Here is a 25,073-nt window from a genome sequence, read left to right as displayed (position 1 = left end):
TTTGTTCAATGGCTAAGTAGTGTAAAAGGTTGGCAAACTAAATACCAGCCTATTCAACGTAAAAAAAGGGAACACGTCGCGTGTTCCCTTTTTTTGTTTTACTAAAATAAAAATTAACCTGTATTTCGCATACCCGCTGCAATCCCCGTCATGGTGATCATTAAGGCATTATCTATATCGCTTTCATTACCTTTATCATCGCCACGAGAGCGACGTAATAACTCAACCTGTAACACGTTCAGTGGGTCGGTGTACGGATTTCTAAGCCCAATAGACTCTTTGATCCAAGGTTGATCGGCTAATAGACTTTTTTGCGGGCTCAATGATTGCACTAAGGTTATCGCCTCGCCAAGTTCCTCACGTAAGGCAACACCTAAAGGTTTATACATGTCTTCCACCAGCGCATTATCGTAGTGCTCACTTAACCAGCTATCCGCTTTACTAAATACCATTTCTAGCATTTCTAAACGAGCTCGAAAGAAAGGCCATTGCAAACTCATTTCGCTTAGGGTTTCAATCCCATATTTTTCAAGCGCTGCTTTAAGTCCGCTTAATGCGCCTAACCATGCAGGTAACATTAAACGATTTTGACTCCACGCAAATATCCACGGAATTGCGCGTAAGCTCTCTACCCCACCATTAGGATTACGTTTAGCTGGCCTTGAACCTAATGGCAATTTAGATAGCTCCAATTCTGGTGTTGCCATTCTGAAATAAGGTACAAAGTTTTCATCGTGGCGTACAACATTGCGGTAGTGCTCACACGATACATCACTAATTAATGCCATAACTTCGCGCCATTCATCTTTGGGCTCTGGCGGTGGTAATAAGTTACTTTGCAGCACCGCACCCGCGTATATATTTAAGCTTTGCAATGCCACATTGGGTAAGCCAAATTTAAAGCGGATCATTTCGCCTTGCTCTGTCACCCTAAGGCCCCCTTTGAGTGAACCCGGTGGCTGCGAATGCAAGGCTTGTGCAGCAGGTGCACCGCCTCGACCAACCGTGCCTCCACGACCATGAAATAAAACCAGCTCAATACCGCGTTCATCCGCCAGTTGCACTAACTTGTCCATTGCCTCATATTGTGCCCAGCCAGCAGCCATCATACCCGCATCTTTGGCTGAGTCTGAATAACCAATCATCACATTTTGAGTATTTTTAATATGACCTCGGTACCACTCATTATTAAGCAATGTAGTAATAACATTATGACCATCGTTTAAATCATCCAAGGTCTCGAATAATGGCGCCACGGGTAGTTCAAAACCGCAGCCTGACTCTTTAAGTAATAACTGCACCGCTAAAATATCAGAAGCTGTTCGGGCCATAGAAATAATATATAAACCAAAGGTTTTTGCATCTTGCTGCGCAATAACATCAAAGGTGTCGAGCACCTCTTGCACTTCAGGGCTAGGTTGCCAATGCTTAGGAATAAGCGGACGACGAGAATTAAGCTCAGCAAGTAAAAAAGCCTGCTTATCTTGCTCTTGCCATTGGTTGTAGTCGCCAATACCTAAGTAACGAGTTAGCTCAGAAAATACATCACTGTGTCTCGACGAATCTTGGCGCACGTCTAGTTTTGCCAAACGCAGTCCAAAGCTATTTACTCGGTGGATCATATCCAGTAGTAAGCCATTGGCCACTACTTGCATGTTGCACTTTAATAAAGAGCGATAACATGCCTCAATAGGGTGCTTAATTTGATTAATATCGGTGATTAAATCTTGAGATTCAGTGCGCTTATTTTTAATTTTAGCGCTTAAATGCATCACCGTTTCTGCAACTTGGTTTTTAACATCTTTCAAAACAGCACGGTACGGTTCAAACTCTTGCCCAGCCAATTTAATGAGCTCATCGCTGGCATCCGACATAGAAAGTTCAGCACAGAGCGTTTCTAAATCACGCTGGTATAAATCCAGTGCCATCCAACGGCCATGGTCGAGCACTTGCTTGGTTACTTCGGCGGTTACAAACGGGTTACCATCACGGTCTCCCCCATCCAAGAAGTAAATTCTATCGGGCTGTAATCTGCTGGCAACTCCAAGCTTAAATGCTGTTTTACATGCTGGCTAAACTCACGTAAAAAACGGGGCACCGCTTCCCACAAACTGTTTTCAATGACTGCGTAGCCCCATTTAGCCTCATCTACAGGGCTTGGGCGTGAACGACGAATATCGTCAGTATGCCATGCTTGGCTAATTAACTGCGCAATACGGTTTAAGATTGCTTCGCGTTCTTGCGCAAGATTGTCGGTACGCTCAAGCGATGCTAAACAATCGCTAAGTTCAACATGTTTATTAATAATAGTACGACGAGTCACCTCGGTTGGGTGTGCTGTTAGTACTAAGTTTATGTGGAGTTTTGAGAGGGTATCGGCTAAATGGTTATGATTAAGCTGACCTTGTTCGGCTTTTGCTGCTAACATTTTTAATGTTTGAGTGAGAGGATTTAGTTGGCAAAAACCAACATCATTAAAACGTGATACGGTATGAAACTGCTCTGCAACATTCGCTAAGTTTAAAAAATGATTAAATGAACGGGCAACCGGTAAAAGCTCTTCATCACTAAGCGCATGCAGTACATCTATAAGCGCTTTACGATCGGCTTCATTGCCACTGCGAGATGATTTTGATAAAGCCCGAATTTCTTCTACTTTATCTAAAATATCTTGTCCTTGAGCATCTTTAATAGTTTGTCCTAATAATTGCCCAAGTAAATTTACATTACCTCGCAAGGCGGCATATTGTTCACTCATTTTTAGCTCTCCTTTGTTTCTTTGAGACCTATTAATATCATTATGTTTACTTATTTAATAGATCCATTTGCAACAGCATGTCGTAAAAAAGCATATGTAAAATAAACACAAAGCGATGACATGATCATTTTTTACGATGGTAATTGCCCCCTTTGCAATGCAGAGATGCAGCATTTAAAACGTGCCGATGTTGATCATAAAATTACACTCGAAGATTTAAATGCTGAAGACTTTAGTACGCGTTTTCCTGCAATCGATAAGCAACACGCCATGAATATATTGCATGCCCAAACTGATAATGGACAGATGATTTACGGCTTAGACGTGACTTATCAAGCTTGGCGGACTGTTGGCAAATACCGTTGGCTTAAGATTATTCGTTTGCCAGTCATTCGTTTTTTTGCCGATCATGCTTATACTTTCTTTGCTAAGTACCGTCATCACATTAGCCGTTTTTTAATGCCTAATGCACAGTGCAATTCAGGTCAATGCAATATCAAAACCAAAGGTGGAAAATGAAAACAGTGATTTTATTTGGCGCCAGTAGCGCCATTGCTCAATCTTACGTTAATCACTTAAGCCAACAAGCAACACAATTTAATATCATTTGTGTTAGCTCATCGAATATTAATCACAGTGATAAAAGTGTAACCTATTTTCATAGCGACTATTCAGCGCAAAGCTTGAGCGAGCTTACTGAATCGCTAAAGTCTCAGCAGATTGAGCTTGCTCAGGTGATTATATTTAATGGTCAATTGCACAACAACCAGCACATGCCTGAAAAAAAACTCGAGGACATCAATAGTGATTATTTTATGCAGCTTATGCACTCTAATACGCTTGTCCCCCTGCTATGCATGCAAAGCATAATGCCATTACTTAACCACAAAGTTCATTGCACAATTACCGCTTTAAGTGCTCGTGTAGGTAGTATTAACGACAATAAATTGGGTGGCTGGTACACCTATCGCGCATCAAAATCAGCACTTAATATGCTATTTAAAACAGCCGCTATTGAGCTTGCTCGTCGTGCTAAAAACACTAAACTAGTCTTATTTCACCCAGGTACCACAGATACTGAGCTATCTAAGCCATTTCAAAAAAATGTACCTGCCGATAAACTATTTACCCCTGAGTTTGTTGCCCAGCAATTATTTAAATTTACTTACGATAATCCCCAATTAGAACTTAACGGCGAACCTGCCTACCTAGATTGGCAAGGAAACACTATAAAATGGTAAGGAATCAACACATACATTTTTCCAAAGATCGCATAGCCGCACTTGAAAAACACACACGCACACACTTTATAAATTCGCTGTCAGGATTTAAAAGTGCCAACCTAATTGGCACGCAAGATGAGCAAGGTAATACCAATTTAGCCATCGTTAGTTCGGTTATTCATTTGGGCGCACACCCGCCGCTAGTAGGCATGATAATGCGCCCACACAGTGTGCCAAGGCATACATTTGAAAATATTATAGAAACGGGCGTTTATACTATAAACCAAGTAAATAGTGATATTTACCAGCAGGCACACCAAACCTCTGCCCGCTATAGCAAAGACGAGTGCGAGTTTGATGCAACCAACTTGACTAAAGAATATTTAAACGAGTTTAACGCCCCCTTTGTTGCGCAAAGTCGACTCAAATACGCGGTAAAATTTGTTGAGAACCAACATTTAGCGGTCAATGGTACCGAATTGGTTATTGGTGAAATAATGGATGTATATGTGGATGAATCAGCACTCCAAAGTGATGGTTTTTTAGATTTACAAGCCATTGATACGGTTGCTGTAACCGGATTAGATAGCTACCACACGGCAAATAAGCTCACTCGCCTACCCTATGCAAAAAAATAGCCCGATGTTATCAAGCCCTTCAAATAAGCGACTTGATAACTCCCCCCATTTTTTGAACCCCTTGTTCACTAATCGCAATTAGTTTGAATTTAAACTGTTAAACCTACACACTATGCAAAATTTTGTAGGAGAAATATATGACCACAGTTGGTATTGGTACTCACACACCCGAGCAAGCACTTGCTAGTTTAAGTAATATGACTCACTCAGTAACGCCGATTCAGGCCGATGAGTATTTAGCGCGTATGGCCAAAGCACAAGCCTATATGCAAGCGCACAACATTGATGCCATTTATTTAAACGCAGGTACCAACTTAACTTATTTCACCGGAATGAAATGGTATGCCAGTGAACGACTTGTTGGCGCTATTTTACCTGCCGTAGGTGATGTGCAATACATTGCTCCACATTTTGAAATTGGTTCTTTAAATGGCTTTAAGGTTATTGATGGCCCAATACACGGCTGGCAAGAGCATGAAAGCCCGTTTGAGCTATTCGTTAAAGTGCTTAAGCAGCTCAATATTAGCGACACTGCTACCGTTGGTATTGATGAAAGCGCACAGTTTTTTATTTTTGATGGTATCAATAAAGCCAGTTCAGGGTTAAAACTGGTGAACGCTCAACCAGTCACTGCGCATTGTCGAATGCATAAATCAGCCAATGAATTAGCATTAATGCAATGTGCCATGGATATGACTTTGGCGGTTCATCAGGCTACAGCGAGCATGCTTTATGAAGGAATTAGCACCGTAGAAGTCGAAGAATTTATAAAAAAAGCCCATCAAAAAGTAGGTGCCCCAGGTAATTACTTCTGTATTGTATTGTTTGGCCTTGCTACCTCATTCCCACATGGCGTAAAAGACCCACAAATTTTGAAAAAAGGCGACATGGTGCTCATCGATACTGGATGTAAAGTGCACGATTACCTTTCTGATATTACGCGTACTTATGTATTTGGTGAAGCAACCAGCCGACAACGCCTGTTTTGGGATTTTGAAAAAGCGGCACAGTTAGCAGCTTTCAATCAAGCAGCCCTTGGCGAAACCTGTGAATCGGTTGATCAAGCAGCTCGCAGCTACTTAGCAGCACAAAATTTAGGACCTGAGTATCAAACACCAGGTTGCCCACATCGTACAGGCCATGGTATTGGTTTAGACATTCACGAATGGCCATATTTAGTTGGCGGTGATAAAACCCCGCTTGCCACTGGCATGTGTTTTAGTAACGAACCCATGCTAGTTATTCCAGATGAGTTTGGGGTGAGATTAGAAGATCACTTTTACATGACAGATGATGGTCCGCGCTGGTTTACTCAACCGAGTCATAGCATTGATGACCCGTTTGGCTTAAACAGCTAATATATGAATCATTTAATAAAAAGAGCAGCACCTTAGCTGCTCTTTTTATGTCCAATGATTGATAAAGTAGACTTCATCCCAATATCCATTGTTATTACTAAGCAATCCTTCAAGGATCCCTATGAAAAACTTTAAAATTGATATCGTCTCAGATGTAATGTGCCCGTGGTGTATTATCGGTTACAAGAACTTAGAGACCGCATTGGCAGAATTAAAAGAAGAAATGAGTGCGGATATTACATGGCACCCTTTTGAGCTTAATCCAGATATGCTACTTGAAGGGCAAGACTTAAACGAGCACTTGCAGCAAAAATACAGTTTAACCAAAGAAGAAAGCGCGCGAAATCGTCAAAACATGGCGGATGCGGGTGAACGAGCTGGGTTTACCTTTAATTTTGACGGTAAACGCATCATGATCAACAGCTTTGATCTACACCGCTTGCTAATGTGGGCGCGTGAAGAGGGTAAGCAAACTGAGCTGAAATTGGCGTTTTTTGAAGCACACTTCACCGATTTAAAATATTTAAATCAAGAAGATGCATTACTGGATGTGGTAGAAAAAGTGGGTCTTAACAAAGACACAGCTCGTGATATTTTACACTCAGATAAATACGTACAAGCGGTTCGCGAAGAGCAAAATAACTTTAAGCAAATGGGTATTACTTCAGTGCCTACTTTCATTATAAATGATAAGTATGCGCTTACCGGTGGGCAGCCGAGTGAGTCATTTATTCAAGCACTTAAGCAAATAAGCGAAGAAGAAGCCAAGCAAGATTAGCAAACAGTTTTACAGCGATAATAACCTTATCGCTGTTTCAGTTTAAACACTGTTCGCTGACTTAAACCAAGCCCATCCTCAACATCATGGTAAAATTGCGTATAGAGTGCATCAAGCTCGCCTTTTTGTGCTAGCTTTGTTAAGCCCTGCTGTAATAAGTCGATAATTGCTTTATTTTTTTCATTTGCATAAAAGTAATAAAAATTATCATACTGCAGCATAATATGCGGCTCAACGACAAAGTTATACTGTGGGCTTTTTTGTATTTCAGTTCTAATCGCAGTTACTGAGCGAGGAAAGTAATCGCCAAGCCCTTCATCTAACGCCTTTAACATGCTTTCATAACTCAAATCACCATTAACTGTTAAACCATTGCTCTTTAATACATAATAATCAGACCAACTTTGCTTTTGTAAAGCTATATATGGCTTTAGTTGTTCAAGGGTTTTTATATCTGAAAATTCGCCCAGCCGGCTTTGTTTTATCATCAGTAAACGTTTTGAGTGCAAGCCGTAGTATATTGGAAAGGTTGTGTGTACAAGGCTGCTTGCTTGCTCTTTTGACATACTTAACCAGGCAAAATTAATTATTCCATCGCGCTTTAGCTCTTCAAGTACTCGTTTAGTATTCATCGGCTCAACACTATAACTAATATTGAGTTTAACATTCATCTGCGCAAAGCTTTTTTCTAATAAGCTCAAAACATAATGATTTTTAGGCATATTAGGTGTGCTCGGTTTCCCTAATTTGAGCGTCACTATTTGCTCGCTTCCCCAAGCAAAAGATGACAGGGTAATAAGGATAACACTGCAGCATAAATTAAATAACTTCATGGTCATTCCAAGTTACTTTGCATTTATAAAATGGGGAATAGTAAGTATAGCGGGAACTTAAAATTACGCTTTTAGGTGCGATAAAGTACTTTAATCACATGCCAACCAAATTTTGTTTTTACCAAATGTGGCTCTAAAATCTCGCCTTTAAACGCAATTTTATCAAACTGTGGAACCATTTGACCGCGTCTAAATTCGCCTAAATCTCCGCCCTTTTTGCCCGACGGACAAGACGAGTATTTTTTAGCTAAGGTTTGAAACTTTGCGCCTTTACCTAATTGCTTAATGATGTCTTCTGCAATCTCTTTGTGCTTAACCAAAATGTGAAGTGCGTGTGCTGTATTTGCCATGAGAAAGCCCTTAAAACCTATTTACTAGTAATCAAACGCCGCGATTTTAGCACAGCCTAAGTGATACAGCACTTGCTAAAAATGTGGCTATAAGTAGTGTTCTTCATCTTTTTGCAGAGGAATTCGACAGTGTTGGTATTTACCAAATAATGTATAACGGTTTTTAGCCACTTTGTTATAAAGCCAATCAGTCAGCCTTCGTGGTAATAACTTAAATACGCTAAGCAACTTCCACGGATAACTTAACTGGCTTAACACCCGAAAAACGGCTTGGCTACGGGTAAATGGCTTTTGTGCTTCTATATAAATCATCGAAGTAAAATTGGTAGTGGAAAAACCAAATTGAGCAAGTAGCGTTTGCCCTGCCGACGATTGCACGCTGCACAATTTAAATTTTATGGTCGGATCGTGAGCTATAATAAAATTAGACCACACACTACAAAGCTTACATTGCGCATCAAATAATATAATTTTTTGATTTAACATTAATTCCGCGGAATCATCGCTCATAAAACTTTTCACAAATTAAGTACTAAACTACTGCCGCACTGGCTTTTTTTGTAGCTTACGCTGCAAGGTGCGCCTATGCATATTTAACTGCCTAGCGGTCATTGATACATTACCGTTATTACTTTGTAAAACATGTTGAATATGCTCCCACTCTAAACGTTCGGGCGACATAACCCCCTCTGAAATTTCAGTTGCTGCCGTACTTGCCACCTCAACTTTGAGTGCTTTTAATAAACTTGCCATATCAACAGGCTTAGTTAAATAGTCATTAGCCCCTAAGCGCATCGCCTCTACCGCCGTTGCTATACTTGCAAAGCCAGTGAGCAATACAATATGAGCATGTGTGAGTAAATGGCGCAGCGGTGCAATCAGCGACAGTCCATTCTCATCGGCCAGCTTCATATCTAATAAAATACAGTTAGGCTGTTGCTGACGAGCCCTTAGAAGTGCATCAGTGTGATTATGTGCGATCTCGCAATTAAACCCGTGCTTAGTTAGCCGACGTGCTAACGTCGTCGCTAAATTAATATCATCCTCAACAATAAGTAGCTTCATGCTTTTGTCTCTGCTGTTAATAGTGGCATTGTTATCTTTGCAACCGCTCCGCCTTCGGGATGATTATATACCGTTAGCGAGCCATTTAACCTCTCAAACGTCACATTTGATAACATAACTGCGATCCCCATGCCTTGCTCACTAGGCATCAAATGCCCACCTAACTCCGCTAACTCTGAGGATGAAAAGCCAGCACCAAAATCACGAATAATTAACGCAATGTTTTGCGCATCAGGTTGCTGCCAACTTAGTTCAAGTTGCACTTGGCCGTGCTTTTGATTAGCAAGTACTGCATTTTGTAATAAATTTAAAATTGCAGGTAGCAGCATAGCGTCACTTTGTAATGTGGCTTCAGGTGCCCCGTTAAGCCAGTTTATTTGTTGATTAGGATATTGTAATAGTAACGTATCATGAATTTGATTTTGCAATTGCTCTGCTTTAATGGGTGCTTGAGTGTTTTGATCCCGTAACTGCATTGAGAGATTTCTAAAGTCGTTAAGCTGAGTGCGGCATTGCAATAGCGGCGTTTGCATTTGCTGAATAACTTCATTGTCGGGATGCTCTTCTAAAAGCTCTTCAAACAATAATTGTAAATTAGCAATCGGTGTTGCTAATTGATGAGTAATTTGCGCCGCAGCGCCATCAAGTGTAACCAGTTGTTCATTGCGCAACTGTTTTTCTCTAACTTTGGCAATAGTGCGCTCACGCTGCTGCAAAGCGCGGTTCATCGCCCCTATCACTAGCGCTATTACGCAAGCACTTATAACAAAGTTAACCCACATACCAATAAAATGACCATTCATGTTCATTTGGTGCATACTGTGTTCGGGCATTCTAATTAATAATAAGCTATAAGCGGCAATCGCCAATATAGCGATATAGGCAAGCCCTCGAGCGCTTAATGTAATGGCAGCTATCATAATAGGCAACAATAGTAACGACACAAATGCGTTAGTGGCACCCCCGCTTAAAGACAACAAAATGGTTAAAAAAAGCACATCGGCGGTCAATTGCATTAGCATGCCAATTGGCTTTGCTTGGCTTACATGCCGGTAGGCAAATACACTGGCTAACTGAAAAACCGCCTCAACAGCAATAACCCCTAACAACGGCATAAGTGCAATTTGATGTTCCAATAAAAAATATACACTGAGTACCGTAATAAGCTGGACAACAATGGCACCACTGCGCAGCATTAATAATCGGCTAATAGCTGGGTCGGTTTTAATTAACACGATAGAGTTCCTGAATACACTGGGTTTTATTATTTATGATTAACATGCTTTTTTTATTGCATTTATTATACACTAAACCATCTCATATTAGACTCTGACTTAGCTACACTCAAGCATACATCGCGGATAAGGCTGTTGTTTTTTGTAAGCACTAAAGCGCGATGGACTAACTTGGAAAAAAGCGCCTAAGCTACATGCTTTTTGGTTTACAAAGTAAAAACCAATAATTAACCTTTCACTAATAATGCAACAAACAATTGGTAAAAAAGCAGTGATTACAGCCCTATAGCTGCTATAAACTAGTGTTAATAGCTAATTTTTGTTATAACGTACTCATTAGACGAACACGTCATACCACTTTTAAGAGAACACACTATGCCTTACGCACATATCACTGGTTGGGGGAAATGCATTCCACCAGCTAGCATCAGCAACGACGAAATAAGTGAAATTGTAGATACCACCGATGAGTGGATCACCACGCGTACCGGTATCAAAGCACGTAGAGTAAGCCATGTAACTACCGCCGAGCTTGCTAGTGTAGCTGCAAAACATGCCATTGCTTGTGCAGGTATAGATGCAAAAGACATCGATTTAGTTATTTTAGCAACGTGCACGCCGTCAACTGTAGTGGCAAACACCGCTTCATTGGTACAAAAAAATATCGGTGCCACAGGCGCTGCAGCCATGGACACCAACGCAGCATGTTCTGGTTTTTTATATGCTTTACAAGCTGCGACTGCGCAAATTCAGGCCGGTATGATCAAAAAAGCCGTAGTTATTGCCGCTGAACGCATGACGTGGTATGTAAACTGGGCACGACGCGATAGCGCAGTATTATTTGGTGATGGTGCCGGTGCCGTTGTGCTTGAAGCAGCAGAAACACCTGCAGGCTTATTAGGAACTAAAACCGGCTGTGACAGCGAAGATCGTGATATTTTACACATTACTAATTTCGGCAGTGATTTAAATAAATATGAGCCAATTGGCCCATCAGATCTTTTATTTGAAGGTCGTGAAATATTTAAACGTGCGGTTAAAGGCATGAGTGAAGCCTGTGACGACGTGCTTGAACAGGCAAACCTTAAGTTAGACGATATAGACGTACTTGTGCCACATCAAGCTAATTTGCGCATTATTCAAGCAATTCAAAATCGTTTAAAGGTTGAAGACAGCAAAGTAATGGTTAACATTGGCGAATACGGTAATACCTCTGCTGCGACGATTGCCATTGCGCTGTGCGAAGCCGTTGAGCAAGGTTTAATTAAGCCGCATGCCAATATTATGTCGGCTGCATTTGGAGCAGGCCTAACGTGGGCGGCAAGCTATATCAAATGGGGCGAGCGAGTAACACCTATTGCTGTTAGCGATGCTATGCTTCCACCGTGTGATAAAACAGGTTTAGAGCTTGTTGCACCGGCTGTAAAAGCGTGTAAAGACGCAGAGCCTACCTAAAAGCTAATATTACACCAAGCAAATATGTATTGATAAACAGCGCACTGCTTTCAGTGCGCTTTTTTGTTTTTTAAGGAAAATATATGCAACTACTAGGCATTCATCATGTAGCCATCATTTGCAGTAACTACCCTCGCTCTAAACATTTCTATAGTGAAATATTAAAGCTCTCAATTATCAATGAGCACTATCGAGCAGAGCGAAAGTCTTTTAAGCTCGATTTAGCTTTACCAGATGGCAGTCAGCTCGAATTATTTTCGTTTAATGATGCGCCAAGTAGACCTAGCTACCCCGAAGCACAAGGACTTAGACATTTAGCATTTAAAGTTGAGTGTATTAATACTGCTAAACATTATTTAGAGTCACACAATGTGTGTGTCGAAGATATTAGAGAAGATGAAATAACCGGCAAAAAATTCACCTTTTTTGCCGATCCAGATGGTTTACCCCTTGAGTTATATACGCTTTAACATCAAATAACTCAAGGCAAGGTATGTTTGATTTAGTTAACCCAAGCTAGGTTAGTTAAATCGATTTTGTAGATAAGTAAATACAGCACGAATACCCAAAGCTTCACCACCTGCAGGGCGCCCGGGTAATGCACGTAAATTCCATGCCATTACATCAAAGTGAACCCATGGTGTATTTGGCTCTACAAACTCTTTCAAATAAAGCGCAGCGGTAATTGCGCCACCAAATGGCGTGCTTGAACAGTTAGTCATATCAGCCACATCGCTTTTCAAAAATGGGGTGTATTGCTCGAATAACGGCAATTGCCAAACAGGGTCGTTAACTTGCATACCCGAGTCCATAATCGCATTAGCTACATCACGTTCCGTTGAGAAAAAGCCTGGCAGTTCTGTCCCTAAAGCAACACGACATGCACCGGTTAAAGTAGCGAAATCAATAATTAATTCAGGATCATCGTTTTGTGCTTCGCTTAGCGCATCACACAGAACTAGTCGCCCTTCTGCATCAGTATTATCTATTTCGACCATAATACCTTTACGTGTTTTTATTACATCGCCTGGGCGAAATGCATTACGCGAAACGGCATTCTCAACCGCAGGGACTAACACGCGAAGACGTATTGGTAAGTTAGCGGCCATAATTAGTTGTGCTAAGGCAATAACATGTGCGGCCCCGCCCATGTCTTTTTTCATGTTACGCATGCCTGAACTTGGTTTTAAATCCAGTCCACCTGAGTCAAAACATACACCTTTACCTACTAATGTAATTAGCGGCGCATCAATCGCACCCCACTTCAAATCGAGTAAACGCGGTTTGTTTTCACTTGCACGGCCTACCATATGAATAGTTGGGTAATTTTGTTCTAATAACTCATCACCTACCCATTGAGTAAACTCGCCGTCGAATGTATCAGCTAAATCGCTCATTACCTGTGATAAGTGCTGCGGCATCATATCAGCAGCGGGGGTATTTACTAAATCACGGGCTAGATTAATTGCATCTGCTTGTTGTTTTACTTGTTCATATAATGTTTTATCAGCAATGCCAAGCTGAGCTTTAGCTGTGGCTTTTTGTTTATACTCACTGAACTCATAACCACCTAACACAAATCCTAAAGCAAGTTGAGAAACTAACGATTCATCACCCTGAATTTGATAGCAGCCTTTAGGTAATTTACTTGCAAGCTCGCCAGCGGCCCAAAAATCATCAGCTCGTTGCATAATACAAAATACTTGGCTTAGTTCACCCGTTTCTGCGTTTGGTATTAACGCCAGCCCTGACTTTTCAAAATCGGTATTTGCAAGCCACTGCTGCACAAAGCTCGGTTGCTGAGTAAGCCAGTCTGTTAATTCATTTTTAACAACAAAAGATAGAGGGATACCTGAAGAGGTATGACAAAGTAAAGCGCTCATTAATGACTCACATAATAGAAATTGATGTCCTAGCATAACAATAAGCACTATTAAAAGGTATAGCTAATTATACTCTAACTAGCTTACTTCTTTTCGGAGGGAGTTGAGTCTTGCTGTTGGTTTTGTTGAGTAATTTCTTGATCAATTTCTTTCATAGGCTTATTCATACTAAAAGAGCTCGGCAAAACATCAACACCCACTAACTGCCCTAGCTTAACAACCAATGGAATAGTTAATGGTGCAAAAGGTAATAACGCAAAAATGCCTAGCCCCAACCCTTTTAAAATATCAACAAACTGCTCATTGGCGCGTTTTAGCTCTGCTTTGTTTGTTTGCCCTTGAGTATAACGCTTGTAGGTTATTAGCATCTCTTTGGTTTCTTGCCTTTCTTGAGCAAGGGCTATTTTAAGCGCGACCATAGCACGGCGAAAACGCAGTTGCTGTCGCTTTTTACTAATTTTAGCAACCCGCCAGGGGGCACGATGAATGACTTTATATAATCGCATAGCCTGTATTCTCACACAGCGCTCTAAGTTCACAAAGAATAATTTACACGCTTTGTTCAATCATTTATTCTAAGTGTCCTTTTTTCCACTTTTGTAATAAAAAATGCAAAAAAATCGCCCCGACACTAAACCCGAAAGACCAAAATCTGATGAATGCTGTGGCGGCGGCAGTTGCTGCCCTTGTGTGTGGGATGAATATAAAGAAAAGCTGGCAGCGTGGAAAAAACATCATGGTGAAAATATCAACAGCAAATCAATTTAATTCAATAATATAAAATGACTAAATTAACTTACTTAGTTAGTCATTATGTATCAATGTCTGTTTTTTCCTCCTTTTCTCGCCCTAGCTGCAATTAACTCTGCGTTATTTTTAGATAAATCATTTGTTTCAACTTGTTAAATAGTGGTTAATTACCCATTGCCCTCTTTAGTTTTTTTATCTATAGTCTATTTCGAGGACTCACAGGAGGTGCGCTTAATTAATTAAGCTTTTAGGAGTGAGTTAGCTATATTTGCTCCCCATTGAACGTGAAATGTCCACAATAATAAGTCAGTAATAGACTATACAAATCAATTCTAACTGGGGATATTTAGAATGAAATTAAAAAGCAACGCGCTTCAACAGGCCATCAAATTTGCTCTAGCAACAACAGCCGCAGGCTTGTTTGTTTCTGGTTCAGCAATTGCTCAAGAAGAGCAAACAGAAGTTAAAGTAAACAAAAATGTAGAAAAAATTGCCGTAGTAGGTACGCGCTCTGCGCCCCGCTCTATTGGTGACTCACCTGTTCCTATCGATATCATCGGTGGTGAAGAACTTAGCAAATCAGGTAATACTGATATGCTAGAGCTGTTAAAAGGGGCTATTCCTTCTTTAAACGTTCACTCAATGCCAATTAGTGATGCCGCTTCACTAGTGCGCCCTGCAAACTTACGCGGACTACCTTCAGATAGCACATTAATCTTACTTAACGGCAAACGTCGTCATCGCGCTTCAGTTATTGCCTTTTTAGGTGGTGGTATTAATGATGGTGCGCAAGGTGCCGACATTTCAGTTATTCCAAGTATTGCACTGAAACAAGTAGAAGTACTTCGCGATGGTGCTGCTGCACAATATGGTTCTGATGCAATTGCTGGGGTTTTAAACTTCCAACTTAAAGATGCCTCGGAAGGCGGGTCATTTGAAGTTCGAAAAGGCCAATATTACGAAGGCGACGGTGATACAACCCAAATTTCAGGTAATGTGGGTTTACCGTTTACCGATAGCGGTTTTGCAAATTTAAGCTTTCAGTACAAAACAGCCGATGCGACTAGCCGCTCGGTACAAAGACCGGATGCCGCAGCACTTGATGCAGCTGGTGTTCCTGACATTGCTCCAATCACCCAAGTATGGGGTGCACCAGAGGTTGATGACGACATCTCTATCTTTGGTAATGTTGGTTTAGAGCTAACTAATGACTCACAATTTTATATGTTTGGTAACTATTCTGAACGTGATGTACGTGGTGGTTTTTATTACCGTAACCCGCATACTCGCCCTGGTGCATACTCAAATGATGGTGGCGAAACACTCCTTGTTGGTGATTTAACCGGCGACATGAGCGGTAATTGTCCAACAATCATGATTGATGACAACGTTCTTGATAACCCTGACTACATTAATGGTGTAGCAAACAACCCTGATTGTTTCGCATTTAACGAAATGCTTCCGGGCGGTTTTACACCAAACTTTGGTGGCAATATCACAGATACGTCACTCACTATTGGTACTAAAGGCGAGTTTACTGGCGGCTTTTTAGAAGGCGCTTACTATGATTTAAGCGGTACTGTAGGGTATAACGAATCTCGCTACTTTATATACGACACAATCAATGCATCATTGGGTCCAGATAGCCCGCGTGATTTTAGCCCAGGTAAATATGAACAATTAGAGAAAAACTTTAATTTTGATATTTCAAAGGGTTTTGACTTTGACTTAGCTTACGATGTAAACATTGCCGGTGGTTTAGAGTGGCATGAAGAAACCTTTACCGTGGTATCAGGCGATGAAGCTTCGTTTATAGCTGGCCCACTAACTGATCAAGGTTTTGGTATTGGTTCTAACGGTTTCCCTGGATTTAAACCATCAGATGCAGGCGAATACGACCGTCGAAACTATGCAGCTTACATTGATATTGAAGCGCCATTTACTGAAGAGTTCTTAATGGGCTTAGCGCTTCGCTACGAAGATTACGATACCTTTGGTTCAACCACTAACTATAAGTTAATGGGTCAATACCACCTTACTGATGATCTGAATATTCGAGGTTCAATTAGCACCGGTTTCCGTGCACCTACCGTAGGCCAAGCGAATGTTAGTAACGTACAAACTAACTTAAGCAGTGGTGTACTGGTAGATTCAGCTTTGTTACCACCTACAAACCCAATTGCTATTCAACTTGGTGGTACTGAACTTGAGCCTGAGGAATCACAAAGCTATACCTTTGGTGCTGTATACACCATGGGCGATTTATTCTTAACAGTTGATTACTACAACATCCAAGTAGATGATCGTATTAGTCAGTCAGATAAAATAGAACTTAGCCAAGCAGATAAAGACACGCTCGAAGCTGCCGGTGTACCTAACGTACAAAACTTAGCGCAAGTTAGTTTCTTTACCAATGACTTTGATACCACTACTCAAGGTGTTGACTTAGTGGCTAACTACTCAGCTGAATTATTCAATGGTAGTTCTACATTTAGCTTAGCGTACAACTGGAATGAAACAGAAGTAACACGCTCAAGTGATATCACAGGAGCATTTAAAGTAAGCCGTCTTGAAAATGATTTACCTAATCACCGTGCAACACTGAGCTGGGCACAGCAATGGGAAAGCTTTTCAGCATTTTCTCGCCTTAATTACTTTGGTGAGTACCAAGGTGTTCACGTAGATTATGATGAAACCGCTAAAATAGCTGATGCAGCAGTAACATTAGATGTTGAAGTAACTTACTTTATGAATGACTCAATCAGTTTCTCAGTCGGTGCACAAAACCTACTGGACCAAGAAGCAGAGAAACTTGATTTTACCGTAGCACCTAATAACAATTGGGGTGGTAAGTACTACGAAACTTCTCCATACGGTATTAATGGTGGTTTTTACTACGCTAAAGCAACCTATACTTTCTAAAATGTGTTAACAACAAGAAAAGGCGAAATGTGTAATGCATTTCGCCTTTTTATTACCCTCTATAAACCCATTTAAAATGACCATTACACTCGCATTTTTTATGGCGTTAGGGTTATAGTAAATAAAAAGAATATTTGTTGTATTATGCTACTAAAAAAAGCAAATGAGTTATTATCACAAAACAAGCTTAGAGAAGCTGAGTTTCATTACAAAACGCTTTTACAATCAGAGCCAGACAATGGTGACGCCCTATTTGGCCTAGGTAAGGTAGCATTGCGTTTAGAACAATTTGATGCCGCCGTGTATATACTACAACGGGCGTGTCAGCATCTACCCTATGTATTAGAACCCTTATATGCACTAAGTGATGCATTTAATGCGGTCAACTCCCCTGAAGATGCGCAAAAAGTACTCGAATACGCAGCCAGTATTGCTACAGAAAACCCAGACACTCATTATTATTTAGCTCAGCACTATTTAAACTTTGGCGAGCTTGATAAAGCGCAGGCCACATTTGAGGAGGCATTAAAGCTTGGGATAGCACCGGTTACGGCTTATGTTTTATTTGAATTGGTACAATTAGGGCGCTTTAATAAAGCAAATAATTACATTGATCAGTTACACCATTTTTTAACGCAAACAAATAACCTACGCTTAAAAATGGTCTGTTACTATGCTTTAGCTAAAAGTTACGACAAGTTAGATGATACTGATCAAGCATTTAATTACTTTGTTATTGCCAATCAGCAACAACGTAAACTCAGTGAATTTAATACTGAGGATTTAATTGGGTTTTATGATCAACTTATTGAATATCACAATGAAAGTGTGCTCAATTTAGCAAAACTAAACAAACAGTACCCTGTCACACCCGTGTTTATTATTGGCATGCCACGAAGCGGTTCAACCCTACTTGAGCAAATGTTAGCAGGGCACAGTCAATGGGCAACGCTTGGAGAGGACACCAGTATTAGTAATAAGGTAGTTGCTTTTTTAGAACATAAAACAGGATTACGCTACCCTCAATGTTTAGCTAAACTAACAACGCCTTTAATTAACCAAGCCAGAGATATTTATTTAGATACGTTAAGCTCTTTTGGAGGCAACTGCCCATTTGTGATCAATAAACTGCCGAGCAACTATCAAAACTTAGGGCTAATTTATATTTTATTCCCAGATGCTAAGTTTATTAACCTGACCCGCAACTTTCACGCAACCGCCTTTTCAGTGTTTACTAATTACTTTGCTGAAAACGAACCCTATTTTTGTGATTTAAATGAATTTACTTTGTACCATCAGCTTTATGAAAAACTGATGAGCCATTGGCAGCAATTTAACCGCTTAGCTATTTATAATTTAAGTTACGAGCAGTTAATTGAAAATCCTAAAGATCAATTAACCGCACTATTGAGTTTTACGGGCTGCGAATTTGAACACACTTGTTTAGACTTTTACAAAAATAAAAGCGCCGTTACAACGCTTAGTAAACATGCCATCAGGCAACCTGTAAATAACAAAAGCCTTGATAAGTGGCAGCGTTATGAAGCCCCTTTACTTAATTTGCTCTCGTTGCCTCAAACCAGTTAAGCACATCCATAAACTGTTCTTGACGTGCCTGAGGGTGAGTAAGCATATTTATATGGTCGTAATCTACTGAATGCCCAAAGCGGCGGCCATATATTTGCATCTTTTGCACCCCAGTACCTGACTCATCAATAAATTTTTGAATATCGATAGGCTGTGCCAATGCTTTATCTTTTACTGCCGCAATATGTAACGTTGGAGGAAGCGTAAGATTTGCTAATGTTTTAGCGTAGTCAAAGCCGTCATCACTGTCTATCCATGGCTTTTGCTTGGCCCACTGCATACTTTGGTAATGCGACTTTTGAGTTTCATCATCACTGCCCCATTTCAAGCGCTTTGCCGGTAAATAACCGTGTTTTTTCGCTAATATGGGTGCCATAAAATACCAAATCAAATTGGCCTGGAATAATTTTTTTGGGTGGTTATTAAATAGCGAACGCTTTGAACCAAAATAGGCACACGCTTTTACATCGTTTATCAACTCAGGGAAGCGAGCAAACACGCTATTAAGCAACACCCCACCCCAAGAATGAGCAACTAAAAAGTCAGGTTTTTTACTCTCTAACTGTTCAATTTTTTCAATGAATGCCGGAATATCCTCAACAATCGCCTCAGTTTGTCCATAACGTGCTTGTTTACAAATGGCAGGTTTACTTTCACCACGGCCACGTAAATCAGCAACGTAGCAACAATACCCTTGTTCAGCTAAAAAAGGCGCTAACCCTTTATTGCTATGAGTGTAAAATATTTTGCCATTTTCTACCGCACCATGAATTAATAGCACCACAGGCCCACTTGGCTGCTGATTTGCGATACGGCGCAAATGCAGTGTTTGATGGTCACCTAATTTAATAAAAACAGACTGTTGAGTAACTGCCAAAGCGAATTCCTTATAATTGCTAACAACTCATCCTACCAGTAATAACTGGTAAGCCAAAGGGAAAATTATGCACTTTTTCTGTCTGTATTTGTTACTATTGGCTTTTATTCCTGTTGTTAAAAAAGCCTCATGAAAGCAAAATCAACTCGTTCTAAATTACATCCGCGCAATCAACACAAAAATGGTTACGATTTTAATTTGCTTACCTCGCAAACCCCTTCGTTAACTGCTTTTTTAATTACGACTCCAGCAGGCAATCAAAGTATTGATTTTAGTAATAACTTAGCTGTCAAAACCTTAAATCAGGCGCTATTAAAAAGTCATTACAATATTAACTTTTGGGACATTCCTGAGCACAACTTATGCCCACCTATTCCAGGTAGAGTTGACTATATTCATTACTTAGCTGACTTACTCAGCGAAGATAATCAGCAGGTTATTCCCACTGGCCGACAAATTAAAGTGCTTGATATAGGCACTGGCGCTAACTTAGTTTACCCGCTAACGGGCAGTAGCGAATACCAATGGCACTTTACTGGCAGCGATATAGACTCTGCAGCAATCAAAATAGCCAAGCAACTCGCTCAGTTTAATGATTTAAAAATAACGCTTAAACAACAAAAAAATCCTGAACATATTTTTAAAGGGGTGATTAATGCGAAAGATTTGTATCATTTAACGATGTGTAACCCGCCATTTCACGCCAGTGCAGAAGAAGCCAATAAAGGCAGTGAACGCAAATGGAAAAACTTAGGCAAAGCGCCTTCGCAAGCACTTAATTTTGGCGGACAAAGCAATGAGCTATGGTGTGAAGGTGGTGAGCTGGCCTTTATTTCTTCCATGATTAAAGAAAGCAGTGATTACAGTGACCAAGTAATTTGGTTTACCTCCTTGGTTTCTAAAAAAGAAACTCTGGCAGCCTTACAAGCACAGCTAAAACAACAGCCTATTAGTGAATTTAAAATTGTTGAAATGGCACAAGGGCAAAAAGTCAGCCGCTTTATTGCATGGAGCTATTTTGATAAGGCCACCCGTGAACAAATTTGTGAAGAATTAGCATAAAAGCCACATAAGGACACCTCATGATAGATTTTCGCTCAGATACAGTAACAAAACCGTGCAGCAAAATGTGGGACATTATGTATCATGCCCCCGTTGGCGATGATGTGTATGGTGATGATGAAAGTGTAAACCAATTAGAAGCTTATGCTCGATTACGCTTTAATGTGCAAGATGCACTTTTTTGTAGCTCAGGCACACAAACAAATCTGCTTGCATTAATGGCCCATTGTGAACGTGGCGATGAGTATATATGTGGCCAAAGTGCTCATAACTACAAGTTTGAAGGCGGTGGCGCTGCCGTTTTAGGCTCTATTCAGCCACAGCCTATTGAAAATGAAGCCGATGGTAGTCTGTGTTTTACTAAAATTGCTGCAGCAATTAAACCCGATGATAGCCACTTTGCAAAAACCCGCCTGTTAAGCCTTGAAAACACCATAGGTGGTAAAGTACTCGGTATTGATTATTTACTCAAAGCCCGCGAATTTGTTAACCAACATAACTTAGCACTGCATTTAGATGGCGCTCGCGCTTTTAATGCCGCTGCCGAGCTTAACGTTGATATTAAAGAAATAACCCAACATTTTGACTCTGTATCTATTTGCTTATCAAAAGGATTAGGTGCACCTGTTGGTTCATTATTGCTTGGTTCAACAGCATTGATAGCCAAAGCAAGACGCTGGCGAAAAGTGCTTGGCGGCGGTATGCGCCAAGCGGGTATATTAGCTGCTGCGGGGCAATATGCTTTAGAAAATAACACGCAACGTTTAGTCGATGACCACGCTAACGCGCGTTATTTAGCAAAACAGTTAAATGAAATTTCAGGCTTTAACGTAAATATGAGTAATACCACAAATATGGTTTACGCTACGTTTGATAACAGCATAAACATCACAAAATTAGCAGCCGATTTAAAAGCACAAGACATTGTGTTTAGCCCAAGTAAGCAACTTAGGCTAGTAACCCATTTAGGTATTACCAAAGCGAATATTGATACCTTTATAAAAGCCTTAACGGCCCATATTTAACGCGGCTTTATAATGTTTGCGGCACACCGATTCATAACGGTCGTTGCCGCCAATTTCTACTTGGTTACCATCGGCAATAGCCTCGCCATTTTCATCGGTACGTAATACGTGATTTGCTTTACGCCCACAATGACATACCGTTTTAAGTTCTATTAACTTATCAGCCCAAGCAAGTAAATATTGCGAGCCGCTAAATAACTCACCTCTAAAGTCGTTTCTTAAGCCATAACACAATACGGGAATACCTAATTCATCGACTACATCGGTTAACTGCATAACTTGATCTTTAGATAAAAACTGACATTCATCCACGAGTACACAATGGCGTTTTTTGTCACTATTGAGCGATTTTATAAGCTCGTATACGTCTTTATTCGCATCATAAATATGTGCATCTGCTTGAAGGCCTATACGTGAGGATACTTTGCCCACTCCTGCTCTATCGTCAATGGCGGCGGTGAGGATCACAGGCTCCATACCGCGCTCTTTATAATTAAACGCTGATTGTAATAAAGTGGTTGATTTACCTGCATTCATTGCAGAGTAGTAAAAGTATAATTGCGCCATGGCCATGCCTTCAAATAAAAAGTGCGCTTATGCTACCCTAAAGTGCAGAGAATACAAATTTGGAAACGCTATTTTATTTAACCTGAACTCTGGTTAAGAGATTTACTAACATTTTGAATCAAAAATGATATTTGTGCTTATTTTTCTCTAGCTAGCGATTTTTAGTGAAAACAAGGCGAAATTACGCGTCAATAGCTCGCCTATTGCAAGTAAATTTAACGCAGTTAGCGCTGAAAGTAGCTGCTTGAGATGGATTTATTAGCCGGAGTTCAGGTTATTTATTTTGCTTCATGCTCTAGTAACCATTGCTTGCGCTCTAAGCCACCGGCATAACCAGTTAGCTTTTTATTTGCACCAATGATGCGGTGACACGGCACAATAATACTGATTGGGTTTTTACCATTTGCAGCCCCCACCGCCCTCACTGCTTTAGGATTATTTAATTGTATGGCAATATCTTTATAGGTTGCCACTTTAGCAAACGGTACGCTTTGTAATGCCTGCCATACGCTTTGCTGAAATGGCGTACCGCCAGTATCAAGCTCTAAATCAAACTCAGCACGCGTATGAGCAAAGTACTCATTAAGCTGCGCCACACAAGATAAAACATGTGAATTAGTCACCTTATTTAAAGGCGTACTGATATAACCGGTCGGTGGATAAAATCCCACATAACTAATACCGTTTTCAGTTGCCTGAATAATAATATCGTCAATCGGGCTGGGTAAACTGGTTTGCACTATCATAATTGCTGCCAAAGTTGAAAAGTTAAGTAAGATCGAAATGGTGCACAGTTCGCAGATTCAAACGAGCTTGCTGCCGCTTTGGCTTTTTTAACCCCTAAATCACCATCAAGTAAAATATCCGGTTGGCTTTGACCGCGCAGTTTTGCGTAATTAACCGTCCAAGGGCCAATTCCTTTTAAAGTAAGCCATTGGTCTAAATCATCCTCCTCGGGATGAGTAGCACAAAAATCAGCAAGATTATGCAGTGCATTTTTACGTGCCTGCGGCATTTTAAAAAAAGTAAAGTCACTGCCTGCCACTACTTTAGGTGCTGGAAAGTACACATTTCCTTCTTGCTGATCTGCAAGCTGATCCACCAATTGAGTCACTAAATTGTGCGCCGCAGTCACACTCACCTGCTGACCTAACACAGCGCGAATACCCGCTTCAAAGGTTGACCAAATACCTGGTAACCTTAAGCCTTTAGTAAGTGGAAATGCATTATTAATATGCTCGTTTAAATGCGCCTCAATTAAATAAGTATCAGCATCTAAATCAAGTACACGGCGAATGTTGTTAATAACTGGCTGTAAATATTGCGTATTATCTATATCGATTTGCACCCGAAAATGATGTTTATCTGCAATAAATTCAGCATTAAAGCGGCCTCTACACGATTTATAAGTAAAAGTACGCCCATAACTGGTTGGCGATAACCACTCTATTGGCTCTATTAGTCGTTTTGCTAAAAACCCATGCAATGCCTGCCAGTTATACGGCGGACGAAAAGGCAAAATTAAGGTCAGCCCAAGATCAGTTGGGTGCTTGGCGGTTCTGAGCACTGAGGGCGCGATATTAAGTTGTTTTAAAAAAGCATCATTGAATCGTCTTACACTTTTAAAGCCGGAGGCAAACGCTATCTCGGTAAGCGGTAAGCTGGTTTCTTGAATCAATTTTTTTGCAAAATGGCATTGGTTAAATAACCGATATTGAGTAACTGAAACACCAAAATATTGAGAAAAAAGCCGCCTTAAATAGCGGCTGCTTATTCCTAAACGCGCGGCAAGCACTTCACAATCACACTCGTTATATTGATCAATTAACTGTTTAGCACGCAATGCCGTGGTTTTTGATCCCAGCCAAGCAGCACTACCTGGTGCACTATCGGGCCTACAACGTATACAAGGCCTAAACCCTGCTTGCGCAGCAGAGTGCGCAAACTGATAGTAGGTTACATTTTTTTCATGCGCAGTGGGCGCAGGGCAAATTGGCCGACAATAAATGCCTGTGGTTTTTACCGCTACATAAAAAAGCCCATCAAAACGCGCATCGCGGCTCTGACGCGCTTTTTGCCAATGCTGATTAACCATAAATTGCTCTTATAAATTATGTAGCGCTTAGCTTAACAAAAACTAGATATAATACTGGCCATATTCGGTACTAATCTTTGTTTGCAAAATCAATCAATGCCTGACCCGTTAAACGATATATAATCCATTCATTCTGAGGCTCAGCGCCCATGCTATTATAAAAATCAATCGCGGGTTTATTCCAATCAAGCACTACCCACTCAAAGCGGCCACAGTCTTTGCTTATTGCTCTGTTTGCCAGCTCTTTCATGATTGCTTTACCGGCACCATTTCCACGGCTATCTGGGCTAACATATAAATCTTCTAAATAGAGACCATTTTTACCTAACCAAGTAGAGTAGTTGTAAAAATACACTGCAAAACCAATCGGCTCACCATCTTGTAAACAAATTAAACTGTGCGCTGTTGCGCCGTCGCAAAAAAGTGTATCTAAAATGGCTTGCTCATTGGTTTTAACTGCATCTGGCTCTTTTTCGTAAATGGCAAGCTCATTAATAAAATGCAGAATTGTTTTAGCATCACTTGGCTGTGCATCGCGAATTTCTATTGCTGTGTTCATTGTTATTGATCCTTTAAAAACTGCTTTTATGCCTATTAAATTTAAAATAAAAA

The 25,073-nt window shown here is 40.5% G+C and carries 24 protein-coding genes and 1 pseudogene; 12 read left to right on the top strand and 13 right to left on the bottom strand.

The window, feature by feature from the left end:
- Positions 1-113: 113 nt before the first annotated feature.
- Positions 114-2,758 (bottom strand): annotated as a pseudogene (ppc, locus tag AC0L7Q_RS19315) (phosphoenolpyruvate carboxylase).
- 120 nt (positions 2,759-2,878) lie between these two features.
- Here ppc and AC0L7Q_RS19310 point away from each other — a divergent pair.
- The 5 genes from AC0L7Q_RS19310 (at position 2,879) to AC0L7Q_RS19290 (ending at position 6,755) form a co-directional block, all read left to right on the top strand.
- Positions 2,879-3,277 carry a thiol-disulfide oxidoreductase DCC family protein gene (locus tag AC0L7Q_RS19310; protein ID WP_409425799.1) on the top strand — a complete coding sequence of 133 codons (399 nt, stop codon included), beginning with the start codon at positions 2,879-2,881 and terminating at the stop codon, positions 3,275-3,277.
- Positions 3,274-3,999 carry an SDR family oxidoreductase gene (locus AC0L7Q_RS19305; RefSeq protein ID WP_409425798.1) on the top strand — a complete coding sequence of 242 codons (726 nt, stop codon included), beginning with the start codon at positions 3,274-3,276 and terminating at the stop codon, positions 3,997-3,999. Before AC0L7Q_RS19310 ends, AC0L7Q_RS19305 begins: the two co-directional genes overlap by 4 nt.
- A gap of 11 nt (positions 4,000-4,010) precedes the next feature.
- Positions 4,011-4,619, top strand: coding sequence for a flavin reductase family protein (locus AC0L7Q_RS19300; protein WP_131692138.1), 609 nt, complete (start codon positions 4,011-4,013; stop codon positions 4,617-4,619).
- A 137-nt stretch (positions 4,620-4,756) separates the two neighbouring features.
- Positions 4,757-5,977 carry a M24 family metallopeptidase gene (locus tag AC0L7Q_RS19295; RefSeq protein ID WP_413403079.1) on the top strand — a complete coding sequence of 407 codons (1,221 nt, stop codon included), beginning with the start codon at positions 4,757-4,759 and terminating at the stop codon, positions 5,975-5,977.
- 121 nt (positions 5,978-6,098) lie between these two features.
- Positions 6,099-6,755 (top strand): DsbA family oxidoreductase, encoded by a 657-nt coding sequence (locus AC0L7Q_RS19290; protein ID WP_413403077.1) that lies wholly within the window; start codon positions 6,099-6,101, stop codon positions 6,753-6,755.
- 26 nt (positions 6,756-6,781) lie between these two features.
- Here the strand turns inward: AC0L7Q_RS19290 and AC0L7Q_RS19285 are convergent, their stop codons facing one another.
- The 5 genes from AC0L7Q_RS19285 to AC0L7Q_RS19265 all read right to left on the bottom strand — a co-directional run bounded on the left by AC0L7Q_RS19285 (position 6,782) and on the right by AC0L7Q_RS19265 (position 10,238).
- A complete protein-coding gene (locus tag AC0L7Q_RS19285) occupies positions 6,782-7,588 on the bottom strand; it encodes a hypothetical protein (protein ID WP_409425795.1) in 807 nt (268 codons plus the stop codon).
- A gap of 71 nt (positions 7,589-7,659) precedes the next feature.
- Positions 7,660-7,938, bottom strand: coding sequence for a peptidylprolyl isomerase (locus AC0L7Q_RS19280; protein WP_138606824.1), 279 nt, complete (start codon positions 7,936-7,938; stop codon positions 7,660-7,662).
- Between the two features lie 87 nt (positions 7,939-8,025).
- Positions 8,026-8,448, bottom strand: a complete 423-nt coding sequence (locus tag AC0L7Q_RS19275; RefSeq protein ID WP_409425793.1) for a thiol-disulfide oxidoreductase DCC family protein — start codon at positions 8,446-8,448, stop codon at positions 8,026-8,028.
- A gap of 27 nt (positions 8,449-8,475) precedes the next feature.
- Positions 8,476-9,003 (bottom strand): response regulator transcription factor, encoded by a 528-nt coding sequence (locus AC0L7Q_RS19270; RefSeq protein WP_409425792.1) that lies wholly within the window; start codon positions 9,001-9,003, stop codon positions 8,476-8,478.
- Entirely contained in the window at positions 9,000-10,238 is a 1,239-nt protein-coding gene (locus tag AC0L7Q_RS19265) for a sensor histidine kinase (RefSeq protein ID WP_413403074.1), read from the bottom strand. Before AC0L7Q_RS19265 ends, AC0L7Q_RS19270 begins: the two co-directional genes overlap by 4 nt.
- 375 nt (positions 10,239-10,613) lie before the next feature.
- On the opposite strand from AC0L7Q_RS19265, the gene AC0L7Q_RS19260 reads away from it, so the two are divergent.
- Positions 10,614-11,693 carry a ketoacyl-ACP synthase III gene (locus tag AC0L7Q_RS19260; RefSeq protein ID WP_413403072.1) on the top strand — a complete coding sequence of 360 codons (1,080 nt, stop codon included), beginning with the start codon at positions 10,614-10,616 and terminating at the stop codon, positions 11,691-11,693.
- 83 nt (positions 11,694-11,776) lie between these two features.
- Positions 11,777-12,163 (top strand): SMU1112c/YaeR family gloxylase I-like metalloprotein, encoded by a 387-nt coding sequence (gene gloA2, locus AC0L7Q_RS19255; protein ID WP_409425789.1) that lies wholly within the window; start codon positions 11,777-11,779, stop codon positions 12,161-12,163.
- Between the two features lie 51 nt (positions 12,164-12,214).
- Here gloA2 and AC0L7Q_RS19250 read toward each other — a convergent pair whose 3' ends face one another.
- Positions 12,215-13,576: a leucyl aminopeptidase family protein gene (locus AC0L7Q_RS19250; protein ID WP_413403070.1), complete on the bottom strand. Its 1,362-nt coding sequence runs from the start codon at positions 13,574-13,576 to the stop codon at positions 12,215-12,217.
- A gap of 83 nt (positions 13,577-13,659) precedes the next feature.
- Positions 13,660-14,082, bottom strand: a complete 423-nt coding sequence (locus AC0L7Q_RS19245; RefSeq protein WP_178957339.1) for a hypothetical protein — start codon at positions 14,080-14,082, stop codon at positions 13,660-13,662.
- A gap of 103 nt (positions 14,083-14,185) precedes the next feature.
- On the opposite strand from AC0L7Q_RS19245, the gene AC0L7Q_RS19240 reads away from it, so the two are divergent.
- From AC0L7Q_RS19240 to AC0L7Q_RS19230, 3 genes are all read left to right on the top strand, one after another.
- Positions 14,186-14,344: an oxidoreductase-like domain-containing protein gene (locus AC0L7Q_RS19240; protein WP_138606804.1), complete on the top strand. Its 159-nt coding sequence runs from the start codon at positions 14,186-14,188 to the stop codon at positions 14,342-14,344.
- A 333-nt stretch (positions 14,345-14,677) separates the two neighbouring features.
- Positions 14,678-17,248, top strand: a complete 2,571-nt coding sequence (locus tag AC0L7Q_RS19235) for a TonB-dependent receptor plug domain-containing protein (protein WP_178957342.1) — start codon at positions 14,678-14,680, stop codon at positions 17,246-17,248.
- 144 nt (positions 17,249-17,392) lie between these two features.
- A complete protein-coding gene (locus tag AC0L7Q_RS19230; RefSeq protein ID WP_409425785.1) occupies positions 17,393-18,835 on the top strand; it encodes a tetratricopeptide repeat-containing sulfotransferase family protein in 1,443 nt (480 codons plus the stop codon).
- Here AC0L7Q_RS19230 and AC0L7Q_RS19225 read toward each other — a convergent pair.
- Positions 18,804-19,712 (bottom strand): alpha/beta fold hydrolase, encoded by a 909-nt coding sequence (locus tag AC0L7Q_RS19225; protein WP_409425784.1) that lies wholly within the window; start codon positions 19,710-19,712, stop codon positions 18,804-18,806. The two genes, AC0L7Q_RS19230 and AC0L7Q_RS19225, sit on opposite strands and share 32 nt — an antisense overlap.
- 129 nt (positions 19,713-19,841) lie before the next feature.
- On the opposite strand from AC0L7Q_RS19225, the gene rlmF reads away from it, so the two are divergent.
- Both rlmF and ltaE read left to right on the top strand, forming a co-directional pair.
- A complete protein-coding gene (gene rlmF, locus AC0L7Q_RS19220; protein ID WP_178957347.1) occupies positions 19,842-20,774 on the top strand; it encodes a 23S rRNA (adenine(1618)-N(6))-methyltransferase RlmF in 933 nt (310 codons plus the stop codon).
- Between the two features lie 20 nt (positions 20,775-20,794).
- Positions 20,795-21,799: a low-specificity L-threonine aldolase gene (gene ltaE, locus AC0L7Q_RS19215; protein WP_413403066.1), complete on the top strand. Its 1,005-nt coding sequence runs from the start codon at positions 20,795-20,797 to the stop codon at positions 21,797-21,799.
- Here the strand turns inward: ltaE and AC0L7Q_RS19210 are convergent.
- From AC0L7Q_RS19210 to AC0L7Q_RS19195, 4 genes are all read right to left on the bottom strand, one after another.
- Complete coding sequence (locus tag AC0L7Q_RS19210) at positions 21,782-22,366, bottom strand: thymidine kinase (RefSeq protein ID WP_178957351.1); 585 nt, start codon at positions 22,364-22,366, stop codon at positions 21,782-21,784. The genes ltaE and AC0L7Q_RS19210 overlap by 18 nt on opposite strands.
- Before the next feature lie 278 nt (positions 22,367-22,644).
- Positions 22,645-23,112: a methylated-DNA--[protein]-cysteine S-methyltransferase gene (locus AC0L7Q_RS19205; protein ID WP_413403063.1), complete on the bottom strand. Its 468-nt coding sequence runs from the start codon at positions 23,110-23,112 to the stop codon at positions 22,645-22,647.
- Complete coding sequence (locus AC0L7Q_RS19200; RefSeq protein WP_413403062.1) at positions 23,109-24,461, bottom strand: DNA-3-methyladenine glycosylase 2 family protein; 1,353 nt, start codon at positions 24,459-24,461, stop codon at positions 23,109-23,111. Before AC0L7Q_RS19200 ends, AC0L7Q_RS19205 begins: the two co-directional genes overlap by 4 nt.
- 70 nt (positions 24,462-24,531) lie before the next feature.
- Positions 24,532-25,020: a GNAT family N-acetyltransferase gene (locus tag AC0L7Q_RS19195; protein WP_178957355.1), complete on the bottom strand. Its 489-nt coding sequence runs from the start codon at positions 25,018-25,020 to the stop codon at positions 24,532-24,534.
- Positions 25,021-25,073: the final 53 nt, after the last annotated feature.

It is taken from the genome of Pseudoalteromonas sp. KJ63-1 (assembly GCF_055808145.1).
The sequence above is the reverse complement of the archived record's forward strand: the minus strand, read 5'-3'. Positions and strand labels throughout refer to the sequence as shown.